Source organism: Streptomyces sp. NBC_00310, assembly GCF_036208085.1.
GTDB lineage: Bacteria > Actinomycetota > Actinomycetes > Streptomycetales > Streptomycetaceae > Streptomyces.
In genome coordinates, this window is the sequence record NZ_CP130714.1 from 9,279,253 (window position 1) to 9,300,336 (window position 21,084).

At 70.9% G+C, this 21,084-nt stretch carries 13 protein-coding genes and 1 tRNA gene; 10 read left to right on the top strand and 4 right to left on the bottom strand.

Annotated features, from left to right (window positions below; translation table 11 throughout):
* Together frc and OG202_RS40515 are read right to left on the bottom strand one after the other, a co-directional pair.
* The gene (gene frc / locus OG202_RS40510; protein ID WP_328224374.1) at nucleotides 1-1,251 is read right to left on the bottom strand and encodes a formyl-CoA transferase; all 1,251 of its coding nucleotides are present in this window, start codon (nucleotides 1,249-1,251) and stop codon (nucleotides 1-3) included.
* Between the two features lie 10 nt (nucleotides 1,252-1,261).
* A complete protein-coding gene (locus tag OG202_RS40515; protein WP_328224375.1) occupies nucleotides 1,262-2,947 on the bottom strand; it encodes a thiamine pyrophosphate-binding protein in 1,686 nt (561 codons plus the stop codon).
* A 188-nt stretch (nucleotides 2,948-3,135) separates the two neighbouring features.
* Here OG202_RS40515 and sucC point away from each other — a divergent pair, with 188 nt between their 5' ends.
* The 4 genes from sucC to OG202_RS40535 all read left to right on the top strand — a co-directional run bounded on the left by sucC (nucleotide 3,136) and on the right by OG202_RS40535 (nucleotide 7,047).
* A complete protein-coding gene (gene sucC, locus OG202_RS40520) occupies nucleotides 3,136-4,266 on the top strand; it encodes an ADP-forming succinate--CoA ligase subunit beta (RefSeq protein WP_327726901.1) in 1,131 nt (376 codons plus the stop codon).
* Nucleotides 4,267-4,277: 11 nt separating this feature from the next.
* Entirely contained in the window at nucleotides 4,278-5,162 is an 885-nt protein-coding gene (gene sucD, locus OG202_RS40525) for a succinate--CoA ligase subunit alpha (protein WP_327726900.1), read from the top strand.
* Between the two features lie 59 nt (nucleotides 5,163-5,221).
* The gene (locus OG202_RS40530) at nucleotides 5,222-6,787 is read left to right on the top strand and encodes an aldehyde dehydrogenase family protein (protein ID WP_327726899.1); all 1,566 of its coding nucleotides are present in this window, start codon (nucleotides 5,222-5,224) and stop codon (nucleotides 6,785-6,787) included.
* A 175-nt stretch (nucleotides 6,788-6,962) separates the two neighbouring features.
* Nucleotides 6,963-7,047: transfer RNA gene (locus OG202_RS40535), tRNA-Leu, on the top strand.
* A 127-nt stretch (nucleotides 7,048-7,174) separates the two neighbouring features.
* Here OG202_RS40535 and OG202_RS40540 read toward each other — a convergent pair.
* Nucleotides 7,175-7,822 (bottom strand): hypothetical protein, encoded by a 648-nt coding sequence (locus OG202_RS40540; RefSeq protein WP_327726898.1) that lies wholly within the window; start codon nucleotides 7,820-7,822, stop codon nucleotides 7,175-7,177.
* A gap of 707 nt (nucleotides 7,823-8,529) precedes the next feature.
* Here OG202_RS40540 and OG202_RS40545 point away from each other — a divergent pair.
* Together OG202_RS40545 and fusA are read left to right on the top strand one after the other, a co-directional pair.
* The gene (locus tag OG202_RS40545; RefSeq protein WP_405895714.1) at nucleotides 8,530-9,270 is read left to right on the top strand and encodes a ribonuclease BN; all 741 of its coding nucleotides are present in this window, start codon (nucleotides 8,530-8,532) and stop codon (nucleotides 9,268-9,270) included.
* A 527-nt stretch (nucleotides 9,271-9,797) separates the two neighbouring features.
* Entirely contained in the window at nucleotides 9,798-11,939 is a 2,142-nt protein-coding gene (gene fusA, locus OG202_RS40550; RefSeq protein WP_328224376.1) for an elongation factor G, read from the top strand.
* Nucleotides 11,940-12,014: 75 nt separating this feature from the next.
* Here the strand turns inward: fusA and OG202_RS40555 are convergent, their stop codons facing one another.
* Entirely contained in the window at nucleotides 12,015-13,385 is a 1,371-nt protein-coding gene (locus OG202_RS40555; RefSeq protein ID WP_326574718.1) for a glycoside hydrolase family 43 protein, read from the bottom strand.
* Between the two features lie 277 nt (nucleotides 13,386-13,662).
* On the opposite strand from OG202_RS40555, the gene OG202_RS40560 reads away from it, so the two are divergent.
* The 4 genes from OG202_RS40560 to OG202_RS40575 all read left to right on the top strand — a co-directional run bounded on the left by OG202_RS40560 (nucleotide 13,663) and on the right by OG202_RS40575 (nucleotide 21,069).
* On the top strand, nucleotides 13,663-14,076 hold the full coding sequence (locus tag OG202_RS40560) for a hypothetical protein (protein ID WP_326574717.1): 414 nt from the start codon (nucleotides 13,663-13,665) through the stop codon (nucleotides 14,074-14,076).
* A gap of 163 nt (nucleotides 14,077-14,239) precedes the next feature.
* Nucleotides 14,240-18,145 carry a WD40 repeat domain-containing protein gene (locus OG202_RS40565; protein ID WP_327726896.1) on the top strand — a complete coding sequence of 1,302 codons (3,906 nt, stop codon included), beginning with the start codon at nucleotides 14,240-14,242 and terminating at the stop codon, nucleotides 18,143-18,145.
* A gap of 189 nt (nucleotides 18,146-18,334) precedes the next feature.
* Nucleotides 18,335-19,201 (top strand): NlpC/P60 family protein, encoded by an 867-nt coding sequence (locus tag OG202_RS40570; RefSeq protein WP_327726895.1) that lies wholly within the window; start codon nucleotides 18,335-18,337, stop codon nucleotides 19,199-19,201.
* A 215-nt stretch (nucleotides 19,202-19,416) separates the two neighbouring features.
* Complete coding sequence (locus OG202_RS40575; RefSeq protein WP_327726894.1) at nucleotides 19,417-21,069, top strand: N-6 DNA methylase; 1,653 nt, start codon at nucleotides 19,417-19,419, stop codon at nucleotides 21,067-21,069.
* Nucleotides 21,070-21,084: the final 15 nt, after the last annotated feature.

Consider the following 21,084-nt stretch of genomic DNA (forward strand, 5'->3'; position numbering starts at 1 on the left):
TCAGATCACTCCGTTCGACTTGAGCAGGCGCAGTTCCTCGTCGCCGAGGCCGAGCTCGCCGACGTAGACCTCTTCGTTGTGCTCGCCGAGCAGGGGTGAAGTGGTCACGTCCACGGGGGAGTCGGACAGCTTCAGCGGGCTGCCGACGGTCACGAAGTCGCCGCGCTCGGGGTGCGGCACGGTGACGACCATCTCGTTGAAGACCAGGGACTCGTCCTCGATGATCTCCTTGGTGGAGAGGATCGGCCCGCACGGGATGTTGTGGGCGTTGAGCCGCTCCAGCACCTCCCACTTGGGGAGCGTGGACGACCACTCCTCGATGAGCTGGAACATCTTGTTGAGCTTGGGGAGCCGGGCCTCCGGTGTCGCCCACTCGGGGTCGTCCGCCAGTTCCGGCCGGCCGATGAGTTCGCTCATCGGCTGCCAGCCGACGGGCTGCACGATGACGTACACGTAGTCGTTCGGGCCGCCCGGCGCGCACTTGACCGCCCAGCCGGGCTGGCCGCCGCCGGACGCGTTCCCGGACCTGGGAACCTCGTCGCCGAAGTCGTCGTTGGGATATTCACGGAGCGGGCCATGTGTCAGCCGCTGCTGGTCCCTCAGCTTCACCCGGCAGAGGTTGAGGACCGCGTGCTGCATGGCCACATTGACCCGCTGACCGCGCCCGGTGTTCTCCCGCTGGTACAGCGCCGCGAGAATCCCCGCCACGGCGTGGATGCCCGTGCCCGAGTCCCCGATCTGGGCCCCCGTCGCCAGCGGCGGCCCGTCCTCGAAGCCGGTGGTCGCCATCGACCCGCCCATGGCCTGCGCGACGACCTCGTACGCCTTGAAGTTGGTGTACGGGCCGTCGCCGAACCCCTTGATGGAGGCATAGACGATCCGCGGATTGATCTCCTGGATGCGGTCCCAGGTGAAGCCCATGCGGTCGACCGCGCCGGGTCCGAAGTTCTCGACCATGACGTCGGAGCGCCGGATCAGCTCGGTGAGGATCTCCTTGCCGCGCTCGGTCTTGGTGTTGAGGGTGATGCTCCGTTTGTTGCAGTTGAGCATCGTGAAGTAGAGGGAGTCGACGTCCGGGAGGTCACGCAGCTGCTTGCGCGTGATGTCGCCGCTCGGCGCCTCCAGCTTCACCACGTCCGCGCCGAGCCAGGCGAGCAGCTGGGTGGCGGACGGGCCGGACTGGACGTGCGTCATGTCGAGGACGCGGATGCCTTCGAGAGCCTTGGTCGACGTTCCTGCGGTAGGGGTCATCGGGGGCACCTCACTTGTACATCGTCTGGTTCATGGTTCCGGGGGCGTACGCGTCCGGGTCGACCCAGACGTTGATCAGCGACGGCTTGCCCGACTCACGGGCGCGCCGGAGTGCCGGGCCGATGTCGGCGGGGTCGCGGACCTCCTCGCCGTAACCGCCCAGCATCTGGGCGAACTTGTCGTAGTGGACGTCGCCGAGGGTGTTGCCGACGCGCTCGCGCTCCAGGCCGTACTTGGCGGCCTGGCCGTAACGGATCTGGTTCATCGAGGAGTTGTTGCCGACGATGCCGACGAAGGGGAGGTCGTAGCGGACGAGGGTCTCGAAGTCCCAGCCGGTGAGGGAGAAGGCGCCGTCGCCGAAGAGGGCCACCACCTCCTTGTCGGGCCGCGCCTTCTTGGCGGCGAGTACGAAGGGGACGCCGACGCCGAGCGTGCCGAGGGGGCCCGGGTCCATCCAGTGCCCGGGTGACTTGGGCTGCACGACCTGACCGGAGAAGGTGACGATGTCGCCGCCGTCGCCGATGTAGATGGAGTTCTCGGTGAGGAAGTCGTTGATCTCGCTGACCAGCCGGTACGGGTGGATCGGCGAGGCGTCGGACCTCAGGCTGGGCAGCCGCTTCTCGATGGCGGTCTGCTCGGCGGCGCGCAGCTCGTCGAGCCACTCCTTGCGCCTCGACGCGCCCCCGTTGATGCGTCCGGAGGCTGCCTCGGTCACCGACTTCAGAACGAGGCCCGCGTCGCCGACGATCCCGAGGTCGATGTCGCGGTTCTTGCCGACGGTCCGGTAGTCGAGGTCGATCTGCACGACGGTCGCGTCCGGCGACAGCCGCTTGCCGTAGCCCATGCGGAAGTCGAAGGGCGTACCGACGATGACGATGACGTCGGCGTGGGAGAAGGCGTACCGGCGGGAGAGCTGGAAGTGGTGCGGGTCTCCGGGCGGCAGGGTGCCGCGCCCCGCGCCGTTCATGTACGCCGGGATGTTCAGCGTGCGCACCAGATCGATCGCGGACTCGGTTCCTCGCGTCGTCCACACCTGGCTGCCCAGCAGGATCGCGGGCTTCTCGGCGTGCACCAGCAGGTCGGCGAGCTTCTCGATGGCCTCGGGGTCGCCGGCCGAGCGGGTCGAGGCCCGGTAGGCCCCGGCCTTCGGTACCCGCGCCTTCTCCACCGGCACCTTGGCGTCCAGGACGTCACGCGGGATCTCCAGGAACGAGGGGCCGGGGGCGCCGTGGTAGCACTCGCGGAACGCCATCGACACCATGTCGGCGGCGCGGGCGGTGTCCGGTACGGTCGCCGCGAACTTGGTGATCGGGGTCATCATGTCGACGTGCGGCAGGTCCTGCAGGGACCCCATCTTGTGCTGGGTGTGCGCGCCCTGGCCGCCGATCAGCAGCATCGGGGACTCCGCGCGGAAGGCGTTGGCGACACCGGTCACGGCGTCGGTCGTACCGGGGCCGGCGGTGACGACCGCGCAGCCGGGCTTGCCGGTGATGCGGGCGTAGCCGTCGGCGGCGTGGGCGGCGACCTGCTCGTGGCGGACGTCGACGACCTCGATGCCCTCGTCGACGCAGCCGTCGTAGATGTCGATGATGTGGCCGCCGCACAAGGTGTAGATGACCTCCACACCCTCCGCTTTGAGTGCCTTCGCGACGAGGTGACCACCGGAAATGAGGTCCTGGCTGTTGCCGTCGGGCATGGCGAAGTCCTGTCCCTTCGTAGGGGTTTTCGTGGGGTCTTCGTGGGCTCTTCGTGGCGTCTTCGTACGGGTTGGAGCGCTCTCACGGTTGATTGCATACAGTCGACGAATACTGTATGAAGCTTGTTATCCCGCATCCGGTGGGTGGTGTCCAGGGGGCGTGCGGCACTTTTGAGTCAGGAGCCGGAATGGACCTTTTCGAGCACCAGGCAAGGGAACTCTTCGAGGAACACGGCATCGCGGTGCCACGGGCCGAGGTCACCGACTCGCCCAAGGAGGCCCGCGAGATCGCCCGCGGGCTGGGCGGACGCGTCGTCGTCAAGGCCCAGGTGAAGACCGGCGGACGCGGCAAGGCGGGCGGGGTGAAGCTCGCAGCCGACCCCGCCGCCACCGAACTGACGGCACGGCAGATCCTCGGCATGGACATCAAGGGCCACACCGTCCGCAAGGTGATGGTCGCCGAACCGGTCGCGATCGAGAGGGAGTTCTACGTCTCGTACGTCCTCGACCGCGCGGCCGGCCGCTTCCTCGCGATCGCCTCGGCCGAGGGCGGCATGGAGATCGAGGAGGTGGCGGCGACCAGGCCGGAGGCGGTGGCCCGGATCCCCGTCGACCCCGCCGAGGGCGTCACCTCGGCGAAGGCGGCCGAGATCGCCGAAGCGGCGGGCCTGCCCCCGCAGACCGTCGACGTTCTCATGCGGCTCTGGGAGGTACTGACCCGTGAGGACGCGCTCCTCGTCGAGGTGAACCCCCTCGTGCGAACCGAACAGGGGCAGATCCTCGCCCTCGACGGCAAGGTCACCCTCGACGACAACGCGAGCTTCCGGCAGAGCCGTTGGGGTGACGAGGGCCTCGCGCACGACGACCCGCTGGAGGCGGCCGCCGCCGCGAAGGGCCTCAACTACGTGAAGCTGGACGGCGAGGTCGGCGTCATCGGCAACGGCGCCGGACTCGTCATGTCCACCCTCGACGTGGTCGCGGGCTGCGGCGCCCGCCCCGCCGACTTCCTCGACATCGGCGGCGGTGCCTCCGCCCAGATCATGGCCGACGGCCTCTCCGTCATCCTCTCCGACCCGGCCGTGAAGTCCGTCCTCGTCAACGTCTTCGGCGGGATCACCGCCTGTGACGCGGTGGCGGACGGCATCGTGCGGGCCCTGGACAGCGTCCAGTTGACCAAACCGCTGGTCGTCCGCCTCGACGGCAACAACGCCGCACGCGGCCGGGCGATCCTCGACGCCCGCGACCACCCCCTCGTCCACCAGGCCACCACCATGGACGGCGCCGCGCGCCGCGCCGCCGACCTCGCCCACGCGAACTGAGGAGCCCGGACATGGCCATCTACCTCACCAAGGAGAGCAAGGTCCTCGTCCAGGGCATGACCGGCGGCGAGGGCATGAAGCACACCCGCCGCATGCTCGCGGCCGGCACGAACGTCGTCGGCGGCGTCAACCCCCGCAAGGCCGGCCGGACCGTCGACTTCGATGACCGTGCCGTTCCCGTCTTCGGCTCGGTCCACGAGGGCATCGAGGTCACCGGCGCCGACGTCACCGTCGTCTTCGTCCCGCCCGCCTTCGCCAAGGCGGCCGTCGTCGAGGCCGCCGACGCCGGCATCGGCCTCGCCGTGGTCATCACCGAGGGCATCCCCGTCCACGACTCCGTCGCCTTCACGGCGTACGCCCGGTCCAGGGGCACCCGGATCATCGGCCCCAACTGCCCCGGCCTGATCACCCCCGGCCAGTCCAACGCGGGCATCATCCCCGCCGACATCACCAAGCCCGGACGCATCGGCCTCGTCTCCAAGTCCGGCACCCTCACCTACCAACTCATGTACGAGCTCCGTGACATCGGGTTCTCCACCTGCGTCGGCATCGGCGGCGACCCCGTCGTCGGCACCACCCACATCGACTGCCTGGCCGCCTTCCAGGACGACCCGGACACCGAACTGATCGTCCTCATCGGCGAGATCGGCGGCGACGCCGAGGAACGGGCCGCCGCGTACGTCCGCGACCACGTCACCAAGCCCGTCGTCGGCTACATCGCCGGATTCACCGCCCCCGAGGGCAAGACGATGGGGCACGCGGGCGCGATCGTCTCCGGCTCCTCCGGCACGGCCCAGGCCAAGAAGGAGGCGCTGGAAGCGGTCGGGGTGAGGGTCGGCGGCACCCCCACCGAGACGGCCCGGCTCGTGCTCGCCGCCCTGGAGGACGAGGCCTGACCTCACTCCCCGCTGTTGTGTCCCCCGCCCCCGACTGTGCACCGAGAGCGGAGAAACCCATGGCACCACCCACAGCCACGCCCACCCTCACCCTCAAATCCGGCACGGCCTGGACCGACGCCTGGCAGCGGTGTCTCGCCGTCGCCCCCGAGGCCTTCCGGGACGACCGGGTCCTCAACCTCTGGAACCGCTCCTGGCAGGCCGACGGCCGGGCTCTGCCGGCCACCAGCCCCGTCGACGGCAGCCCCGTCGCGGGCCCGCCCCGACTGGACGGCGCCACCGCGCATCAGGCGGTGCGCGCCTCCCTCGACCAGCACCGGGCCTGGCGCCACGTCCCCCTCGCCGAACGCCGCGCCCGGGTCGCCGCCACGCTCGACGCCCTCACCCAGCACCGCGAACTGCTCGCTCTGCTCCTGGTCTGGGAGATCGGCAAACCCTGGCGGCTCGCGCAGGCCGACGTGGACCGGGCCATCGACGGCGTCCGCTGGTACGTCGACGGCATCGAGCCCATGGTCGAGGGGCGCGTCCCGCTCGACGGCCCGGTCTCCAACATCGCCAGCTGGAACTACCCGATGAGCGTGCTCGTGCACGCGATGCTGGTCCAGACACTGGCGGGCAACGCGGTCATCGCCAAGACCCCGACCGACGGCGGCGTCGCCTGCCTCACCCTGGCCGGCGCGCTCGCCGCCCGCGAGGGCCTCCCGGTCACCCTCGTCAGCGGCAGCGGAGGCGAACTGTCCAAGGCGCTGGTCCGCGCCCCCGAGATCGGCTGCGTCTCCTTCGTCGGCGGCCGCGACACCGGCGCCGCCGTGGCCACCGCCGTCGCCGACCTCGGCAAACGCCACGTACTGGAACAGGAGGGCCTGAACACCTGGGGCATCTGGAACCACACCGACTGGGACACCCTCACCGCCGTCATTCCCAAGCTCTTCGACTACGGCAAACAGCGCTGCACGGCGTACCCGCGCTTCGTCGTCCAGCGCGCACTGTTCGACGAGTTCCTGGCCGCGTACCTTCCGGCGGTCCGCACCCTCAGGGTCGGCCACCCGCTGGCCGTGGAGCACCCCGACGACCCGCACCCGAAGCTGGACTTCGGGCCCGTCATCAACGCGGCCAAGGCCAAGGAGCTGACCGACCAGGTCGCCGAGGCCGTCGACCGGGGCGCCGTACCGCTGCACCGGGGCCGGCTCGGCGACGCGCGCTTCCTGCCCGGCCAGGACACCGGCGCGTACGTCCAGCCCGTCACCCTGCTGGACCCGCCCCCGTCCTCCCCGCTCCACCACGCGGAACCCTTCGGCCCGGTCGACACGATCGTCCTGGTCGACACCGAGGCCGAACTGCTCGCTGCCATGAACGCCTCGAACGGCGCGCTCGTCGCCACTCTCTCCACCGACGACCACGCGACGTACGAGCGGCTGGCACCCCAGATCCGGGCGTTCAAGGTCGGCCACGGCACACCCCGCTCCCGCGGCGACCGCGACGAGCTCTTCGGCGGCTTCGGCGCGTCCTGGCGGGGCGCCTTCGTCGGCGGTGAGCTCCTCGTCAGGGCCGTCACGCGCGGCCCGGCGGGGGAGCGGCTGCCGGGCAACTTCCCCGACTACCACCTCATGCCGTCCGCCGCCTGACGTGGCCGGTTCGTGACCGTCCGCTCACCCCGGGTGAAGCCGTGCGGACCTGCTCGTCAGAGGCCCGCACGGCGCCGTCCGGAGCCCGGAAACGCAGGTGAAAGGCACCCCGAAACCTTGGTATTGTTGTCCATGTCGCCGCGGGGAACACCCCCGTCCAGGCGACAGACACCTAGTCCGGGTGGCGGAATGGCAGACGCGCTAGCTTGAGGTGCTAGTGCCCTTTATCGGGCGTGGGGGTTCAAGTCCCCCCTCGGACACATCTAGGGACGTTCACGAGATCGTCCCACATCTAGTAGGCGCATGGATGGTGCCGACCGGTTCTCGGTCGGCACCATCCTTTTTTTCATGTTCTCCATGGGGATGGGGCTGTGCCCCGGCCCTGGCTCACGGCGTGTACGGGGCGTCGCTGTGGTGGAGTTCGACCATGGCGGGTTCCGTCACCTGGTAGACGGCGGTTCGCCTGAGCGTCACCACGGCCGTCGGCTCGGAGTCGCCGCGGGTGAGGTAGACGACCGTCGCCTGCCTCACGGGCGCCGCGGAGACGTCGATCGAAACCACCGGCGTACGGTCGCCGAGCGAGACAGCGGCGGCCGGTACCGGGGTCCCGGCGTCGTTGCGCCATGTGACAAGGCCGTAGAACTTGCCCGTGCCCCCTGTGGTGACCTTGATGGCGCCCACGGCATCCGCCGCCGCGTCGCCTGTCATGTCACCGATGCCGCACTGCGGCTGCAGCTCGATCACCACACCGTCGCCTTCCCACCGTCCGTCCGTGAAGGCGACGGTGGTCCCCTCGGGGGCGTCGGGCAGCCGCATGGAGGAGTTCTGCAGCTCGGCGTTCCGCAGCTGATCGCAGGTCAGCGCACTTGCTGAGCCACTGCTGCCCGGCTTCTTCGACGTGTCCGGCGATGCCTTGGCCGATTCTTTTCCCTCGTCCTTGACCGCGTCGCTGTCGGGTTTCTTCGAGGAGGCGGGAGGCTTCGGAGGCTTCGATGCCGAAGCCTCCCCGCCGGTCCCCGTGTCTTGGCATCCCATCGCGGCCGACGCCACTACGAGGGTGGCGATCAACCGCGTTCCCCGTCTCGTCCATCTCCGGGTTCGATTCACCGCAGGTTCCCCCTTTTGTTCGATTCATAGAGCCTCAGGCACGGCCAACAGGGTCGAAGACGCGCCATTTTGCGCCACGGTTGCGGATGTCAGGCGGAATCGTCCCACGAGGTGGTTCGTACGGGTCAGGGGGTCAGGGGCGGCGCGGACGGACCTCACTCTCTCGCCCGTCGGCCACTTCAGCGGTACGTGCGGTGGGGCCGCCGAGCCGGTCGCACATCTGGAGTCGGCGGGGCACGCTGGAAGCAACCACTCGTGACGTGCGGGCGGGCCCGGTGCGGGGACGAGCCCCCGTGCCGGTGCAGGGGAAACAGGACGAGGTGACCACGCATGCTCCATGGGGTGGTGCCACCACTGCGGCGGATGTGCCGCTGCCCTCTCGGCCAGGAGGGGAGCGGCAGTCCTGTCCGGCCTTTCCGCCTGGTCGGACCGTCGGACCTGTAGAGCCCGTGGTGGAACCCAGGGAACCCAAGGGGCCGAGAGAACCCACTCCGAGTCCCCCGGGTGGCGGCCGGCCGGGCAGGCCCGGGAACAGGAGCCACCTCCGCGGCCGGGGGCACCGTTCGACGAGACTGCGCCACTTCCTCCACACCAGGGGCACCCGCGTATGGCGGCGCGGCAAGGAAGTGGAGCTGATGCACAGGGCCATGGGCTTCGCGGCGCTGGGCCTGGTGACGTTCGCCCCGCTGCTGATCGTGGTCGCGGCGGCCGCCCCCGTCCAGGAACGCGGCTTCGCCCTGTGGATCGTGGACGGCATGGGCCTGTCCGGGCGCCCCGCCGACGCCGTGCAAGACCTCTTCTCCGCACCCCGCAAGGTCCTGAGCACGATCAACGTCCTGAGCATGGTGCTGCTCGTGCTCTTCGGCGTGACGTTCGCGGGCAGTGTCCAGACCGGTTACGAGAAGGTCTGGGACCTGTCGGCCGGGCGCTGGCACACGGTTTGGCGACGCGCGGTGTGGCTCGTCGCGATGACGGCCTACCTCTTCGCCGAAGCGCAGAGCGGCGCCCTCCTGGGATCGGGACTCCTGCGCTCATCGGCCCGGGGCGTGCTGTCCGCGCTGCTCGGCGTGCTCTTCTTCTGGTGGGGACAGCGCTTCCTGCTCGGCGGCCGGATCTCCTGGCATGCCCTCCTGCCGGGCGCCATCGCCACGATCATGGGCCTCGGCGGCCTGCGCGTGTTCTCCTACCTGGTCTTCTCCCCTCTCATCGTGAGCAACGCGGCCTCGTACGGTGCGGTCGGCACCGTCCTGATCGTGACGTCCTGGCTCATCGGGGTCGGCTTCGTCGTCTTCGGCGGCGCCCTCGTCGGCCGCTATTGGTATCTCCACGAACCGCACCACATCCCGCATCCCCACAGCCGCTCCCGGAAGCACTGATAGCACCGCACCACCGCACCACCGCACCACCGCACCACCGCACCACCGCACCACCGCACCACCGCACCACCGCACCACCGCACCACCGAAGCGCCGAAGCGCCGAAGCGCCGCCGCGGTCGGCGGTGCCGAGGCACGCTTGTCGGGTGCCGTGGATCGGCCCGCTGAAAAAACGCGGTGCCCCACCCGCGTCCGCTTCCCTAGAATCGCCCCACATCGCGCGCCGCACGACACCGCGGCGCGCGCGTCGTGACGAGTGGACGCAGACCGATCGAGGGGAGCCCGGCCGTGTGTGACCGCACCGCTGTCGTCGTTCCCCGTTCCCTGTACGACGTGATCCTCGTGTCCTCGTCCGTCCGGTGCCCGCTGCGCGGCCGGTACCGGATCTCCGTGACGCACGTCTGACTTCGCACCCGGGTGCCCGCGGTGGAGCGACAGCTCCGGCCGTGCCGCGCCCCTGCCTCGCCGTCCGCGTCCCGCACGGAAATCGCGCTGTCCCGAAACAGCTCAGCTGAAAGGCCACGGGCCATGCGCAGCAACGTCGACAACCGCAACAACCGCAACAACCGCAACAACCGCAACAACCGCGACAACCGCGACAACCGCGGCAACCCCCTGACCGCCGTCCGCAACCTGGGCATCCTCGCCCACGTCGACGCCGGCAAGACCACCGTCACCGAGCGGTTCCTGTACGCCACCGGGACCACGCACAAGCGGGGCGAGGTCCACGACGGCACGACCGTCACCGACTTCGACCCGCAGGAGCGCGATCGCGGCATCACGATCTTCGCGGCGGCGGTGAGCTGCGCCTGGGACGGCCATCGCATCAACCTGATCGACACACCGGGCCACGTCGACTTCGCCGACGAGGTGGAACGGTCGCTGAGGGTGCTCGACGGCGCGATCGCGGTGTTCGACGCGGTCGCGGGCGTCGAGCCGCAGAGCGAGTCGGTGTGGCGGCAGGCCGACCGGCACGGCGTACCGCGCATCGCCTTCGTCAACAAGCTGGACCGGGCGGGCGCCGACCTCGACACGGCCGTCGAGTCGATCCGGCGACGGCTCCATCCGGCGCCGCTGGTGGTGCAGGTGCCGATCGGTACGGAGGACGGCTTCACCGGCGTCGTCGATCTGCTGCGCATGCGGGCCCTGGTCTGGGCGGACGGCGGCGACACGGCCGAGGAGGGGCCGGTGCCGGACGCCCTGCGCGAGGAGGCGGAGCGACGTCGACGGCGGCTGGAGGAGGCGGTGGCGGAACTGCATCCGACGGCGCTGGAGGAGTTCTGCGCGCGGTCCACGCTCTCCGCGCGGACGCTGGCCTCCGCGCTGCGCGACCTCACCCGCACCGGTGAGGGCGTGGTCGTGCTGTGCGGCTCGGCCTACCGCAACCGCGGCATCGAACCGCTGCTCGACGCGGTGGTGGCGTATCTGCCGTCGCCGTCGGACGTGCCGCCCGTACGCGGTACGCACGACGGTACGGAGCAGGAGCGGGCCGCCGACGCGCACGTGCCGTTCGCGGCCCTGGCGTTCAAGGTGAGCGCCACGGCCACGGGACGGCTGACCTACCTGAGGCTGTACTCGGGAACGATCCGGAAGGGGGACACCGTGCTGGACGCGGGCACACGGCGCACCGAGCGGATCGGCCGGATCCTGCGGGTCCGGGCCGACCGGCACGCCGAACTGGACCGGGCGGTGGCCGGGGACATCGTCGCGGTGGTCGGGCTGAAGTCCGCCCGCGCGGGGACCACCCTGTGCGCGCCGGCGGCGCCGCTGCTCCTCGAACCCCCGTCCGTCGCCGACCCGGTGGTGTCGGTGGCCGTCGAGGCACGCAGGAGCACCGACACCGACCGGCTCGCCACGGCCCTGGCGCGGCTGGCCGAGGAGGACCCCTCGCTGGTCGTGCGGACCGACCCCGAGACCGGTCAGACGCTGCTGTCCGGCATGGGCGAACTGCATCTGGAGGTGGCGGTGGAGAAGATCCGGCAGAGCCACGGGCTCGAAGTCGCCGTCGGCCGGCCTCGTGTGGCCTATCGCGAGACGGTCGTCCGCGGGGTGTCCGGTCTGGTCTTCCGGCACGTCAAACAGGACGGCGGGGCAGGGCAGTTCGCCCATGTCGTCCTCGACGTGGCACCCCTGGAGGCGGACGGCGACGGTGACGGCGGCGCCCCCACGGGCTTCGTCTTCCGCTCGACCGTCGTCGGCGGCCGGGTACCGCAGGAGTACGTCCGCGCGGTCGAGGCCGGCTGCCGTGACGCCCTCGCCGAGGGGCCCCTCGGCGGTCACCCGGTGACCGGGCTGGGCGTCACCCTGACCGACGGGGCGACCCACTCCAAGGACTCCTCGGAGATGGCGTTCCGTACGGCCGGGCGGCTCGCGCTCCGGGAGGCACTGCGCACCGGGGTGATGGGGCTCCTGGAGCCCGTCGCCGTTGTCACCGTCACCGTGCCCGCGGACGCCGTGGGCGGGGTGCTCGGCGATCTCGCGGCGCGCCGGGGCCGGGTCTCGGACTCCGCGCCCCGGGCGGGCTCGGTGGTGATCACCGCGACCGTGCCCCTGGCGGAGTTGTTCGGGTACGCGACCCGGCTGCGCAGCCGCACCCAGGGCCGGGGCACGTTCACCACCCGGCCCGCCGGGTACGCCCCGGCACCGGTGGCGATGGCCGGCGACCGGTAGGAGAACGCGACGGTGCCGCCCGTGCTCGGCACGGGCGGCACCGTCATCGTCCTCCGGCCGGAGGAATCGTTCCCATCAGGCCCAGGGGTTCACCGCCGTGAAGGAGCTGTCGGCGCGGAAGGTGTCCGTGGCCTGGTACTGGTCCACGCGCAGCTCGTAGTTGTAGTGGCGGAGGTAGCGGCCCGGGTAGTTGTACGACTCCAGGCGGACCGAGCCGGCGGCCGTGCCCGGCCGGGCGCAGTACGTGGCGTCCTTGTCGAACACGGTCGTGCCGTTGTCCGTGTCGAAGCGGACCCGGAAGTCCCAGTGCCGCAGATAGCGGCCGGCGGAGTCCCGGAAGGAGTAGCAGTTGGCGTCCGCGAGGCCGGGCACGACCGTGAAGGTCGCGCTCTGCTTGACGGCGGTGGTGCTGGAGGAGGTCACCGGGTCGACGTAGCCGAGGCTGTCCGAGCGGACCACGGCGTAGCGGCCCGTGTAGTTGACGGACTGGAGGGACCGGGTGGTGTTGGTCGGCAGGGTGACGCCGCCGGACACGGTCTCCTTGAGGACGGTCAGGTGGCGTACGAAGCCGGTGAGGCCCGGCAGTTCGGTCGGGGTCGACCAGGTGGCGAAGTTGTCGTAGCTGTCGCTGTACCAGTACTTCTGGTCGCCGTAGGCGTCGTAGTAGATCCGCCAGCCGCCATTGTCGAGCTGGACGAGCGCCGGGCCCTCCTTCCCGGAGCCGAAGCCGGCCCAGTTGCCGGTCTTCTGGAAGGTGTACGGGCCGGTGAGGCTGGAGGCGGTCGCGTACTCGATGTACTTCGTCGTCTCGTTCTTGGTGAACGCGTGGTAGGTGGAGCCGATCTTGACGATGAAGGTGTCGATGTAGTTCGGGCTGATGCCGGACAGCACGGTCGGCGCGGACCAGGCGGTGAGGGCGGAGTTGGTCGCCGTCAGCTTGTACGGCTTGAAGATCCACTCTCCGTCGGCCGCGACGGACGCGGACAGGATGATGTTGACGCTGCCGTTGGTGTCGACGAACCACTCGGGCGCCCAGGCGCGCTGCAGACCGCTGATCGGGACCGTGTAGTCATAAAGGAAGGTCCAGTTGAGGCGGTCCGTGGAGCGGGCGAAGCCGATCGTGGTGGAGAGCGCCGACCAGGTGCGGGTGGTGTAGGTGAGGTAGTAGTAGCCGTCCGTGTGCTTGAAGATGCTGGGGTCGCGGATCAGACCGGAGGGCGGGGTGTACGCGGGGCCCTTCCGGAGGGTGAACGCGGTCGCGTCCGGCGAGTCGTAGACGTACATGTTCGACTCGCTGCTGTTGGTGAACGCGGTCATGGTGTACCGCGTCGCCTGCCCCGCCGACGGGTGGGCGGCTCCGGCCGGGCCGGCGAGGGCGGTGGTGAGTCCCAGGAGGGCGGCCACCGAGGTGAGGAGGGCGAGGACCGCCCTGAGGGTTCTGTTCAACGCTCGTCCCATTTCTGCGTGAACTGCCCTGAGGCGTCGGATGTTGTTCGAAATTTCGGCTCTTGTGCGGAACTTCGGTCAGAAGATAAGAGCAGGTCATGGGCGCGTCAATGGATCGCACAGGATTGTGCGAGACGAGATTCCGGTTATCCGCCTCCCGGGCCGACGGCGTTGCCTCCGACCCGGTGTTTCCCCAGGTCATGACCGGTTTCCCGAGCGGCTCACAGGAGGGCAACAGGAAACCTGTCGACCCCGGTGAGCGGCGGGGGCAACTCTGATGACGACAGCACGCAGCAAGACCCACGACCAAGGGGGAACGATGCGCAAGCTCAAGGCGATGCGGACCGCGGCGGCACTGGCTCTGGCCGTCGGCACGATGACCGCGGTGGGCGCGAGCCAGGCCCAGGCGGCTCCGCAGGCCACCGTCCACGGCTGTGCCTCCGGGTATGTCTGCCTGTACCCGGGCGCCGGCTGGAACAACGACCGGCCGACCCTCACCTACTACCGGTACGGCACCTACAACCTGAACAACGTGACCGGCACGTACCGCATCCTCAACAACCAGACCGGCAACGCCTGGTTCCGCACCTGCACCGGGTACAACGGCGCGGGCTGCGAGGGCTACCTGTACCCCAACACCTACATCGACAAGAACATGACGCCGATCAACTCGGTCGTCGTGGGGCAGTAGCCCCGGTTGCCCGATCACGTGCGCGAACGTCCGGAACCGTCGGCCCACGGTTCCGGACGTTCGTGTTTTCGCCACTCCGGGTGAAAGGCTTGGCCCCCCTCACCGCACCGACAGTAACCTGGGCATCCGCCGTCTCACGGCCCGCACTGCCTTGGGGGACACCTTGGGGGACCCGCAGCTCGGAGATGCACCAGACCACCGAAACGACCGGGACCGGACCGCGCTGACCACGCAGTCCTTCCCCGCACAACTGCGACGACTGCGGCGGGAACGCGGACTGTCGCTCACCGACCTGGCACGGCAGACCCACTACAGCAAGGGCTACCTCAGCAAGATCGAGACAGGTACGAAACGCGCCACCGTCGACGTCGCCCGCCTCTGCGACCAGGTGCTGCGGGCCGAGGGCGAGTTGCTGCGGTTGGTGCGGCATGCCCCGCCCCGCGACCGCGAACCCGAACCCGAGGTCTCAGCCGGGCCACGGCAGTCGGGCGGGGCGTGTCCCTACCGCGGACTGGCGGCCTTCACCCCCCAGGACGCGGAATGGTTCTTCGGCCGGGAACGCGCGACGGCCGCACTGGTGGAGCGGATCTTCGAACAGATCGGCAGTGGACCGCTGATGCTGGTCGCCCCGTCCGGCGCCGGCAAGTCGTCCCTGCTCAACGCCGGTCTCGTCCCCGCCCTGCGGCGTGGCGACTTCCCGATGCCGGGCGCCGACCGCTGGCCGGTGGTGCTGCTCACCCCCACCGCACGCCCGCTGGACGAACTCCTGGAACGCACCGCCAAAGCGGTCGGCGGCGACCTCGGCCTCACCGTCGAGGAGGTACGCGACGACCCCGCCGCCCTGCTCGACGCCGTGAGCGCGATGTCGGACGAACCGTCGGCGGCCCCGGGGGGCCGCAGGCCACCGCCCCCGCGGCCCGTCCTGATCGTGGACCAGTTCGAGGAACTGTTCACGCTCTGCTCCGACGACGAGGAACGACGGGCCTTCGTCCGGGTGCTCCGCGCCCTGGCGACCACCGGGCCGACGCAGGACACGCACGCGCCGGCCGTTGTGGTGCTCGGCGTCCGCGCCGACTTCACCGGCAGCTGTCTGGGCCTGCCCGAACTGACCCCGGTCCTCACCGAAGGGCTGTTCGTCCTGGAGCCGATGTGCGTGGCCGAGCTGCGGGAGTCGATCACCCGTCCCGCCGAACTCGCCGGGGTCACCCTCGAACCCGGTCTCGTCCCCCTTCTCCTGCGCGACGCCGGACTGCGCGACGAACCGGGGACGGCACTCCAGGGCACCGCTCCGACCGTCGGCGTCGGCGCCGACGAGACGCCTTCCGGCGCCCTCCCCCTGGTCTCCCACGCGCTGCTCGCCACCTGGCAGCGCCGCACGGACTCCGCGCTGACCGTCGACGGGTACGAACGGGCCGGCGGCATCCAGGGAGCCATCGCCCGCACCGCCGAGAACGTGTTCGCCCGGCTGTATCCGGCCGAACAGAAGACGATCCGCCGCATCCTGTCCCGGCTGGTGCTCGTCGCGGACGGCGCCGGAGCGACCCGGCGCCGGATGAGCGGGGCCGCCCTGATGGAACAGCTCGGCGACGCGGACGGCGCGGCCGCCGCACTCGACGCCTTCGTACGGGCCCGCCTCATCACCATGGACAGCGACACGATCCAGATCACCCACGAGGCCCTGCTGCACGCCTGGCCCCGGCTGCGCGACTGGATCCACGCCGACCGGGCCGGACTCCTCCTCCACCAGCAACTCGCCCACGCGGCCGCCGAATGGGAGCGCGAGGACCGCGACCCGTCCGCCCTCTACCGGGGCACCCGCCTGGACACCGTACGGACCTGGGCCGACGAGTCGGACGGCTGGAGCCGCCTCGGCCCCGGCGAGGAGGCCTTCCTGAGAGCGAGTCAGGCCGAGGAGGACGGCCGCCGCAGACAGGCCGTACGACAGGTCCGGCTGCGGCAGTCCCTGCTCGCCACGCTCGTCGTGCTGCTCGGCCTCGCCGTGACCGCCGGCGGCCTCGCCCACCAGCAGCGGTCGGGCGCTCTCGAGCAGGAGCGCGTCGCCCGGTCCCAGGCCCTCGCCGTGCGGTCCGCGTCCCTCGCCGGGGGTCGGCCGGAGGCGTCGATGCTGCTCGCGGAGGAGGCCTACCGGGCCGACACCACCGTCGAGGCCCGCGGCGCCCTCCTCAGCACCCAGTCCCAGCCCTTCTCCGCCCGCCTCGGCGGCTACCGGGGGCCGGTCAATGCGGTGGCCTTCGCGCCGGACGACCGGACGCTGGCGACGGCCAGCTCCGACGGGACCGTCACCCTGCGCGGCGCGGGCGGCGACCACCGGACGCTCGCCACGTTCGCCGTCCCCGGCCGTGTCCGCTCGGTCGCCTTCGGCCCCGACGGTCGCACCCTCGCCGCCACTTCGACGGACGGGCCGGTGACCCTCTGGGACGTCGCCGGCCGCCGCCGGACGGCCGTCCTCTCCGCGAGTACGAAGGGGGCCCGGGCGGTGGCCTTCGACCCGCGCGGCGGAGCGCTCGCCGTCGCGACGGCCGACGGAACGGTCCAGCTCTGGAACACCGGGCGCACCCCCCGGCGCACGGCCTCGCTCACCGGCCACGAAGGCACCCTCAACGCGCTGGCGTACGCCCCCGACGGCACGATGCTGGTGTCCGCCGGCGCCGACCGGACCGTACGGCTGTGGGACACCGACCGCGCGCGGCGACTCGACGTGTTCGAAGGCCACACCGACGAGGTGCTGGGCGCGGCGTTCTCCCCGGACGGGCGGCAGGTGGTCTCCGGCGGCATCGACCGGACCGTACGGCTGTGGGACGTGCGCGACGGCCGGACGACCGCGACGTTCACCGGCAGCAGCGACGACATCAACGCCGTCGCCTACACACCCGACGGCGCGGCGGTGATCGGCGCGGTCGGCGACGGCACGACCCGGCTGTGGGACGTACGCAGCGGCCGGCAGACCGCCGTGCTCGCCGGACACACCGACTACGTCCTGGGGGTCGCCGTGACCTCCGACGGCGCCCTGCTGGCCACGGCCGGCTTCGACCAGTCCGTCGTCCTGTGGGACCTGGGCGGACCGGTGCTGACGTCGCGTCCGTTCACGGAGGTCTGGCAGGCGGTGTACAGCCCCGACGGGAAACTGCTGGCCTCCGCCGACACCGACCACACCGTCCGGTTGTGGGACGTACGCGGCCACCGGCTCCTGAAGCGGCTCACGGGCCACACCGAGACGGTCTTCTCGGTGGCCTTCGCCCCCGACGGCAGGACCCTCGCCTCGGCGAGCTCCGACGGCACGATCCGCCTGTGGGACGTGGCCGGGCGCAAGCCCCTGGCGACGCTCACCGGCCACACCGGGGAGGTCTTCTCGGTGACCTTCGCCCCCGACGGCAGGACCCTCGCCTCGGCCGGCGCCGACCGCACGGTCCGCCTCTGGGACATCGCCTCGCGGCGCGACGTCGCCGTCCTCAAGGGCCATGAGGACTACGCCAACGACGTCGACTTCAGCCCCGACGGCCGCACCCTGGCGAGCGCCGGCGACGACCTGACCGTACGGCTCTGGGACGTCGCCTCGCACCGCCCCCTGGCCGAACTCACCGGCCACACGGGCGCGGTACGCGGCGTCGCCTTCAGCCCCGACGGCCGCACCCTCGCCAGCAGCGGCAACGACGGCACCGTACGCCTGTGGGACGTCCGCGGACGCCGCCTCGAGACCGCCCTGACCGGCCACACCGGCGCGGCCCGGGGTCTCGCCTTCTCCCCGGACGGCCGCATGCTCGCCAGCAGCGGCAACGACCGTACGGTGCGTCTGTGGGACGTCGCCACGCGGCGGCCGTGGGCGACACTGACCGGCCACGCCAACGCCGTGTGGGGCGTGGACTTCGCCCCCGACGGGCGGACGGTGGCCAGCAGCAGCACCGACGGCACGGTACGGCTGTGGGGCCTCGACCCGGCGGCCCGGCTGGCGGAGATCTGCCGACTCAGCGCGGGGATCGGCCCCGACGAACGCGAAAACCTGCTGCCGGGGGTGCCGGTGTCGTCGGGACCGGCCTGTGACCGCACCTGAGGGCGAGCCTCGGCCGACCGTGGACGGCCCTGCTCACAGGGGTTTCCCGGCTGTTTCCCCGTTGCCCGATCGACCGGGGCGACTCCCGGACCTCGACGGGCGGGGCGTGGCGCCAGCAGGCTGCTCCCTGACCACACCGCACACATCCCCGCCGCTTCAACCACGTCGACAGGAAACGGGGGTCCCGGCATGGTGAGCCGGACCGGACTCATCCGCACAGTGATCGCACTCCTGGCCGTCCTCCTCTGGGCGCCGGTGTCCACGGCCGCCACCGCGCAGGCCGCACCGGCCGCTGCCGCCGACGAGTGCCGCGCCCTCGCGCCCGGCGCCTCCGCGGCCGCCGAGCGGGCGATCGCCGCCGCCTGCGCCGAGGTCGCGGCCGGCACCTGGTACACCTGGGCCGGCGGCCACGGCGCCCAGCCCGGCCCCACGTACGGGCAGGTCGACCCCACCGACCCGGCCAGTGAACACGACCCCGAGCGGCGCGGCTTCGACTGCTCGGGCCTGGTCCGGTACGCGTACGCCCAGGCCACCGGTTCCGACATCCTCAACGGCGTGGCCAGCCAGCAGTACTACACGCACCGCGCCGCCGACCGCTTCACCGCCGCCCAGGGCCTCGCCCCGCTCCTCCCGGGCGACCTGCTGGCCTACGGCACCTCGCAGAAGCTGCACCACATCGCCATCTACCTCGGCGCGGGCAAGATGGTCGAGGCCAAGCAGTCCGGCACCAAGCTGATGGTGAGCGATGTCCGCCTGGGCGGCGGCTACTTCGGCGCCGTCCGCGTCAACACCGGCGAGGTCACCGGCCACATCCACCAGACCTGGGGCACCGGCGTCTGGACCAAGGCCGAGCCCGCCCTCAAGGCCGCCCGCGTCTACGCCTTCCCGAACTCCACCACCATCCGCGTCGAGTGCCAGAAGCACGCGGAGAAGGTCACCGCGGAGGGCTACGAGAACGACGTCTGGTCCTACCTGCCCGACTACAAGGCCTGGGTCACCAACATCTACATCAAGGGTCCGGCCTGGCTGGAGGGGGTGCCCGAGTGCAAGTCCTGAACCTCTGAACCTCGCGCGCTGATCACACACGCGCCGGTGACCGCCAAAGGGGGGCGGTCACCGGCGCGCGTTTGGGCTTGGAAGGGCAGCTGGTGCTGTTCGAGGAGTAAGGAGGCATTCACATTCAGTGCGCAGTGGCGGGGGGAGTAATTTGTTGACGCCGTCAACGAATCTAGTCGTTGATGGCTCCACAGATAGCTGTGTACGGTGTGGGTATGGCAGACACCTCCCCGACATCGACGAATGCGTTGGTCACCGGCGCCGAGATCGCCCGGCTCGCAGGCGTCACTCGTGCCGCTGTCTCCAATTGGAGGCGGAGGCACAGTGACTTTCCCGTGCCCGCCGGGGGCGGTGTGAACAGCCCGCTCTTCGACCTGACCGAGGTGCAGGCGTGGCTGGACAAGCAGCGCAAAGTGCAGGATGTCTCCATCGAGGTCCAGCTGTGGCAGGCGCTGCGCGGGGCGTATGGCGACGAGATGATCGGCGGGCTTGTCGATGTCGCCCGGCTGCTCGCCGGGGAAGAGTGCCCGAAGGATCTGCCGGAGGGCGCTGTCCGGCTTGCTCGAGACCTGATCGGCAGCGGTTCCGCCTCCGAGGTGGTGGGCGCTCTCGCGGAGCGCTTCACCGACTCCGTACGCCGGGCCGGTTCGGACCAGGTCACTTCACCACGCGTGGTCCGTGCCGTGCGTCGCTTCGCCGGTGACGTGGCGGGCGACGCGACCCTTTTCGACCCGGCCTGCGGCATCGGCACGCTGCTTCTGGCCGTGGGGCCGGAGCGAGGGCCCCTGCGGTACGGGCAGGAGTCCGACATCCGCAGCGCCCGCTTCGCGCAGCTCCGCGCGGATCTCACCGGTCGCGAGGGCGTCGACATCGGGACCGGTGATTCCCTGCGTGACGACCTCTGGGCGGACGTCAAGGCCGACCTCGTCGTCTGCGATCCGCCGGTCGGTGACACCGACTGGGGGCGCGAGGAGCTGCTCCTCGACTCGCGGTGGGAGTTCGGCACTCCGTCGCGTGCCGAAGGCGAACTCGCCTGGCTCCAGCATGCGTACGCCCATACCGCCCCTGGCGGCCGAGTCCTCATGGTCATGCCTGCCTCGGTCGCCTACCGCAAGGCCGGCCGCCGTATCCGGGCCGAACTCGTGCGGCGCGGCATCCTCACCCAGGTCACCGCTCTCCCGCCCGGCACCGCGTCCTCCCACGCTCTCCCCGTGCACCTGTGGCACCTGCGCCGGCCGCGCACGCTCGGTGACGCCGTGACCAGCGTCCGCATGGTCGACCTGACCGCGACAGAACCCGACGCGTCCCTGGAGCCGGCCCCCGGCCAGGTGGCGGACGTACCCTTGATCGACCTGCTCGACGACACGGTGGACCTCACACCCGGCCGCCATGTGGCGGAGTCCCATCGTGACTACGCGGCGGAATACGTCGCTCTGCGGCAGGAGTTGACGGAGCAAGTGAGACTGCTGGCCGAACTGCTGCCGGTACTCACAGCGGGCGACGGACCGGGTGCCGTCGACGGGCCCTCCGTCAGTGTCGCCGACCTCGTCCGAGCCGGGCTCATCGAGTACGGCGATCCCGAGCCGGTCTCGGTCAGCGACCAGCTCGACACGGACTACCTCCAGGGCTTCCTGCGCAGCGCCGCGAACACCCGGCGCTCCACGAGCGCCAGCGGCACCTTTCGCCTCGACGGGAAGGGGGCGCGCATTCCGCAGATGGACATCGCCGAGCAACGCCGGTTCGGGGCGGCCTTCCGAGTGCTCCAGGAATTCGAGGAACGCGCCCGCAGGGTGGCTGAACTGAGCCGGGAAGCGGCGTTGCTGGCTCGGGACGGGCTGGGTAACGGGGCGCTGAAACCGGAGGACTGACGATCCACCACTGCC

Coding starts and splice junctions, on each gene's coding strand:
- frc (WP_328224374.1), bottom strand. CDS start 1,251: ATGACCCCTACCGCAGGAACGTCGACCAAGGCTCTCGAAGGCATCCGC.
- OG202_RS40515 (WP_328224375.1), bottom strand. CDS start 2,947: ATGCCCGACGGCAACAGCCAGGACCTCATTTCCGGTGGTCACCTCGTC.
- sucC (WP_327726901.1), top strand. CDS start 3,136: ATGGACCTTTTCGAGCACCAGGCAAGGGAACTCTTCGAGGAACACGGC.
- sucD (WP_327726900.1), top strand. CDS start 4,278: ATGGCCATCTACCTCACCAAGGAGAGCAAGGTCCTCGTCCAGGGCATG.
- OG202_RS40530 (WP_327726899.1), top strand. CDS start 5,222: ATGGCACCACCCACAGCCACGCCCACCCTCACCCTCAAATCCGGCACG.
- OG202_RS40540 (WP_327726898.1), bottom strand. CDS start 7,822: ATGGGATGCCAAGACACGGGGACCGGCGGGGAGGCTTCGGCATCGAAG.
- OG202_RS40545 (WP_405895714.1), top strand. CDS start 8,530: ATGCACAGGGCCATGGGCTTCGCGGCGCTGGGCCTGGTGACGTTCGCC.
- fusA (WP_328224376.1), top strand. CDS start 9,798: ATGCGCAGCAACGTCGACAACCGCAACAACCGCAACAACCGCAACAAC.
- OG202_RS40560 (WP_326574717.1), top strand. CDS start 13,663: ATGACGACAGCACGCAGCAAGACCCACGACCAAGGGGGAACGATGCGC.
- OG202_RS40570 (WP_327726895.1), top strand. CDS start 18,335: ATGGTGAGCCGGACCGGACTCATCCGCACAGTGATCGCACTCCTGGCC.
- OG202_RS40575 (WP_327726894.1), top strand. CDS start 19,417: ATGGCAGACACCTCCCCGACATCGACGAATGCGTTGGTCACCGGCGCC.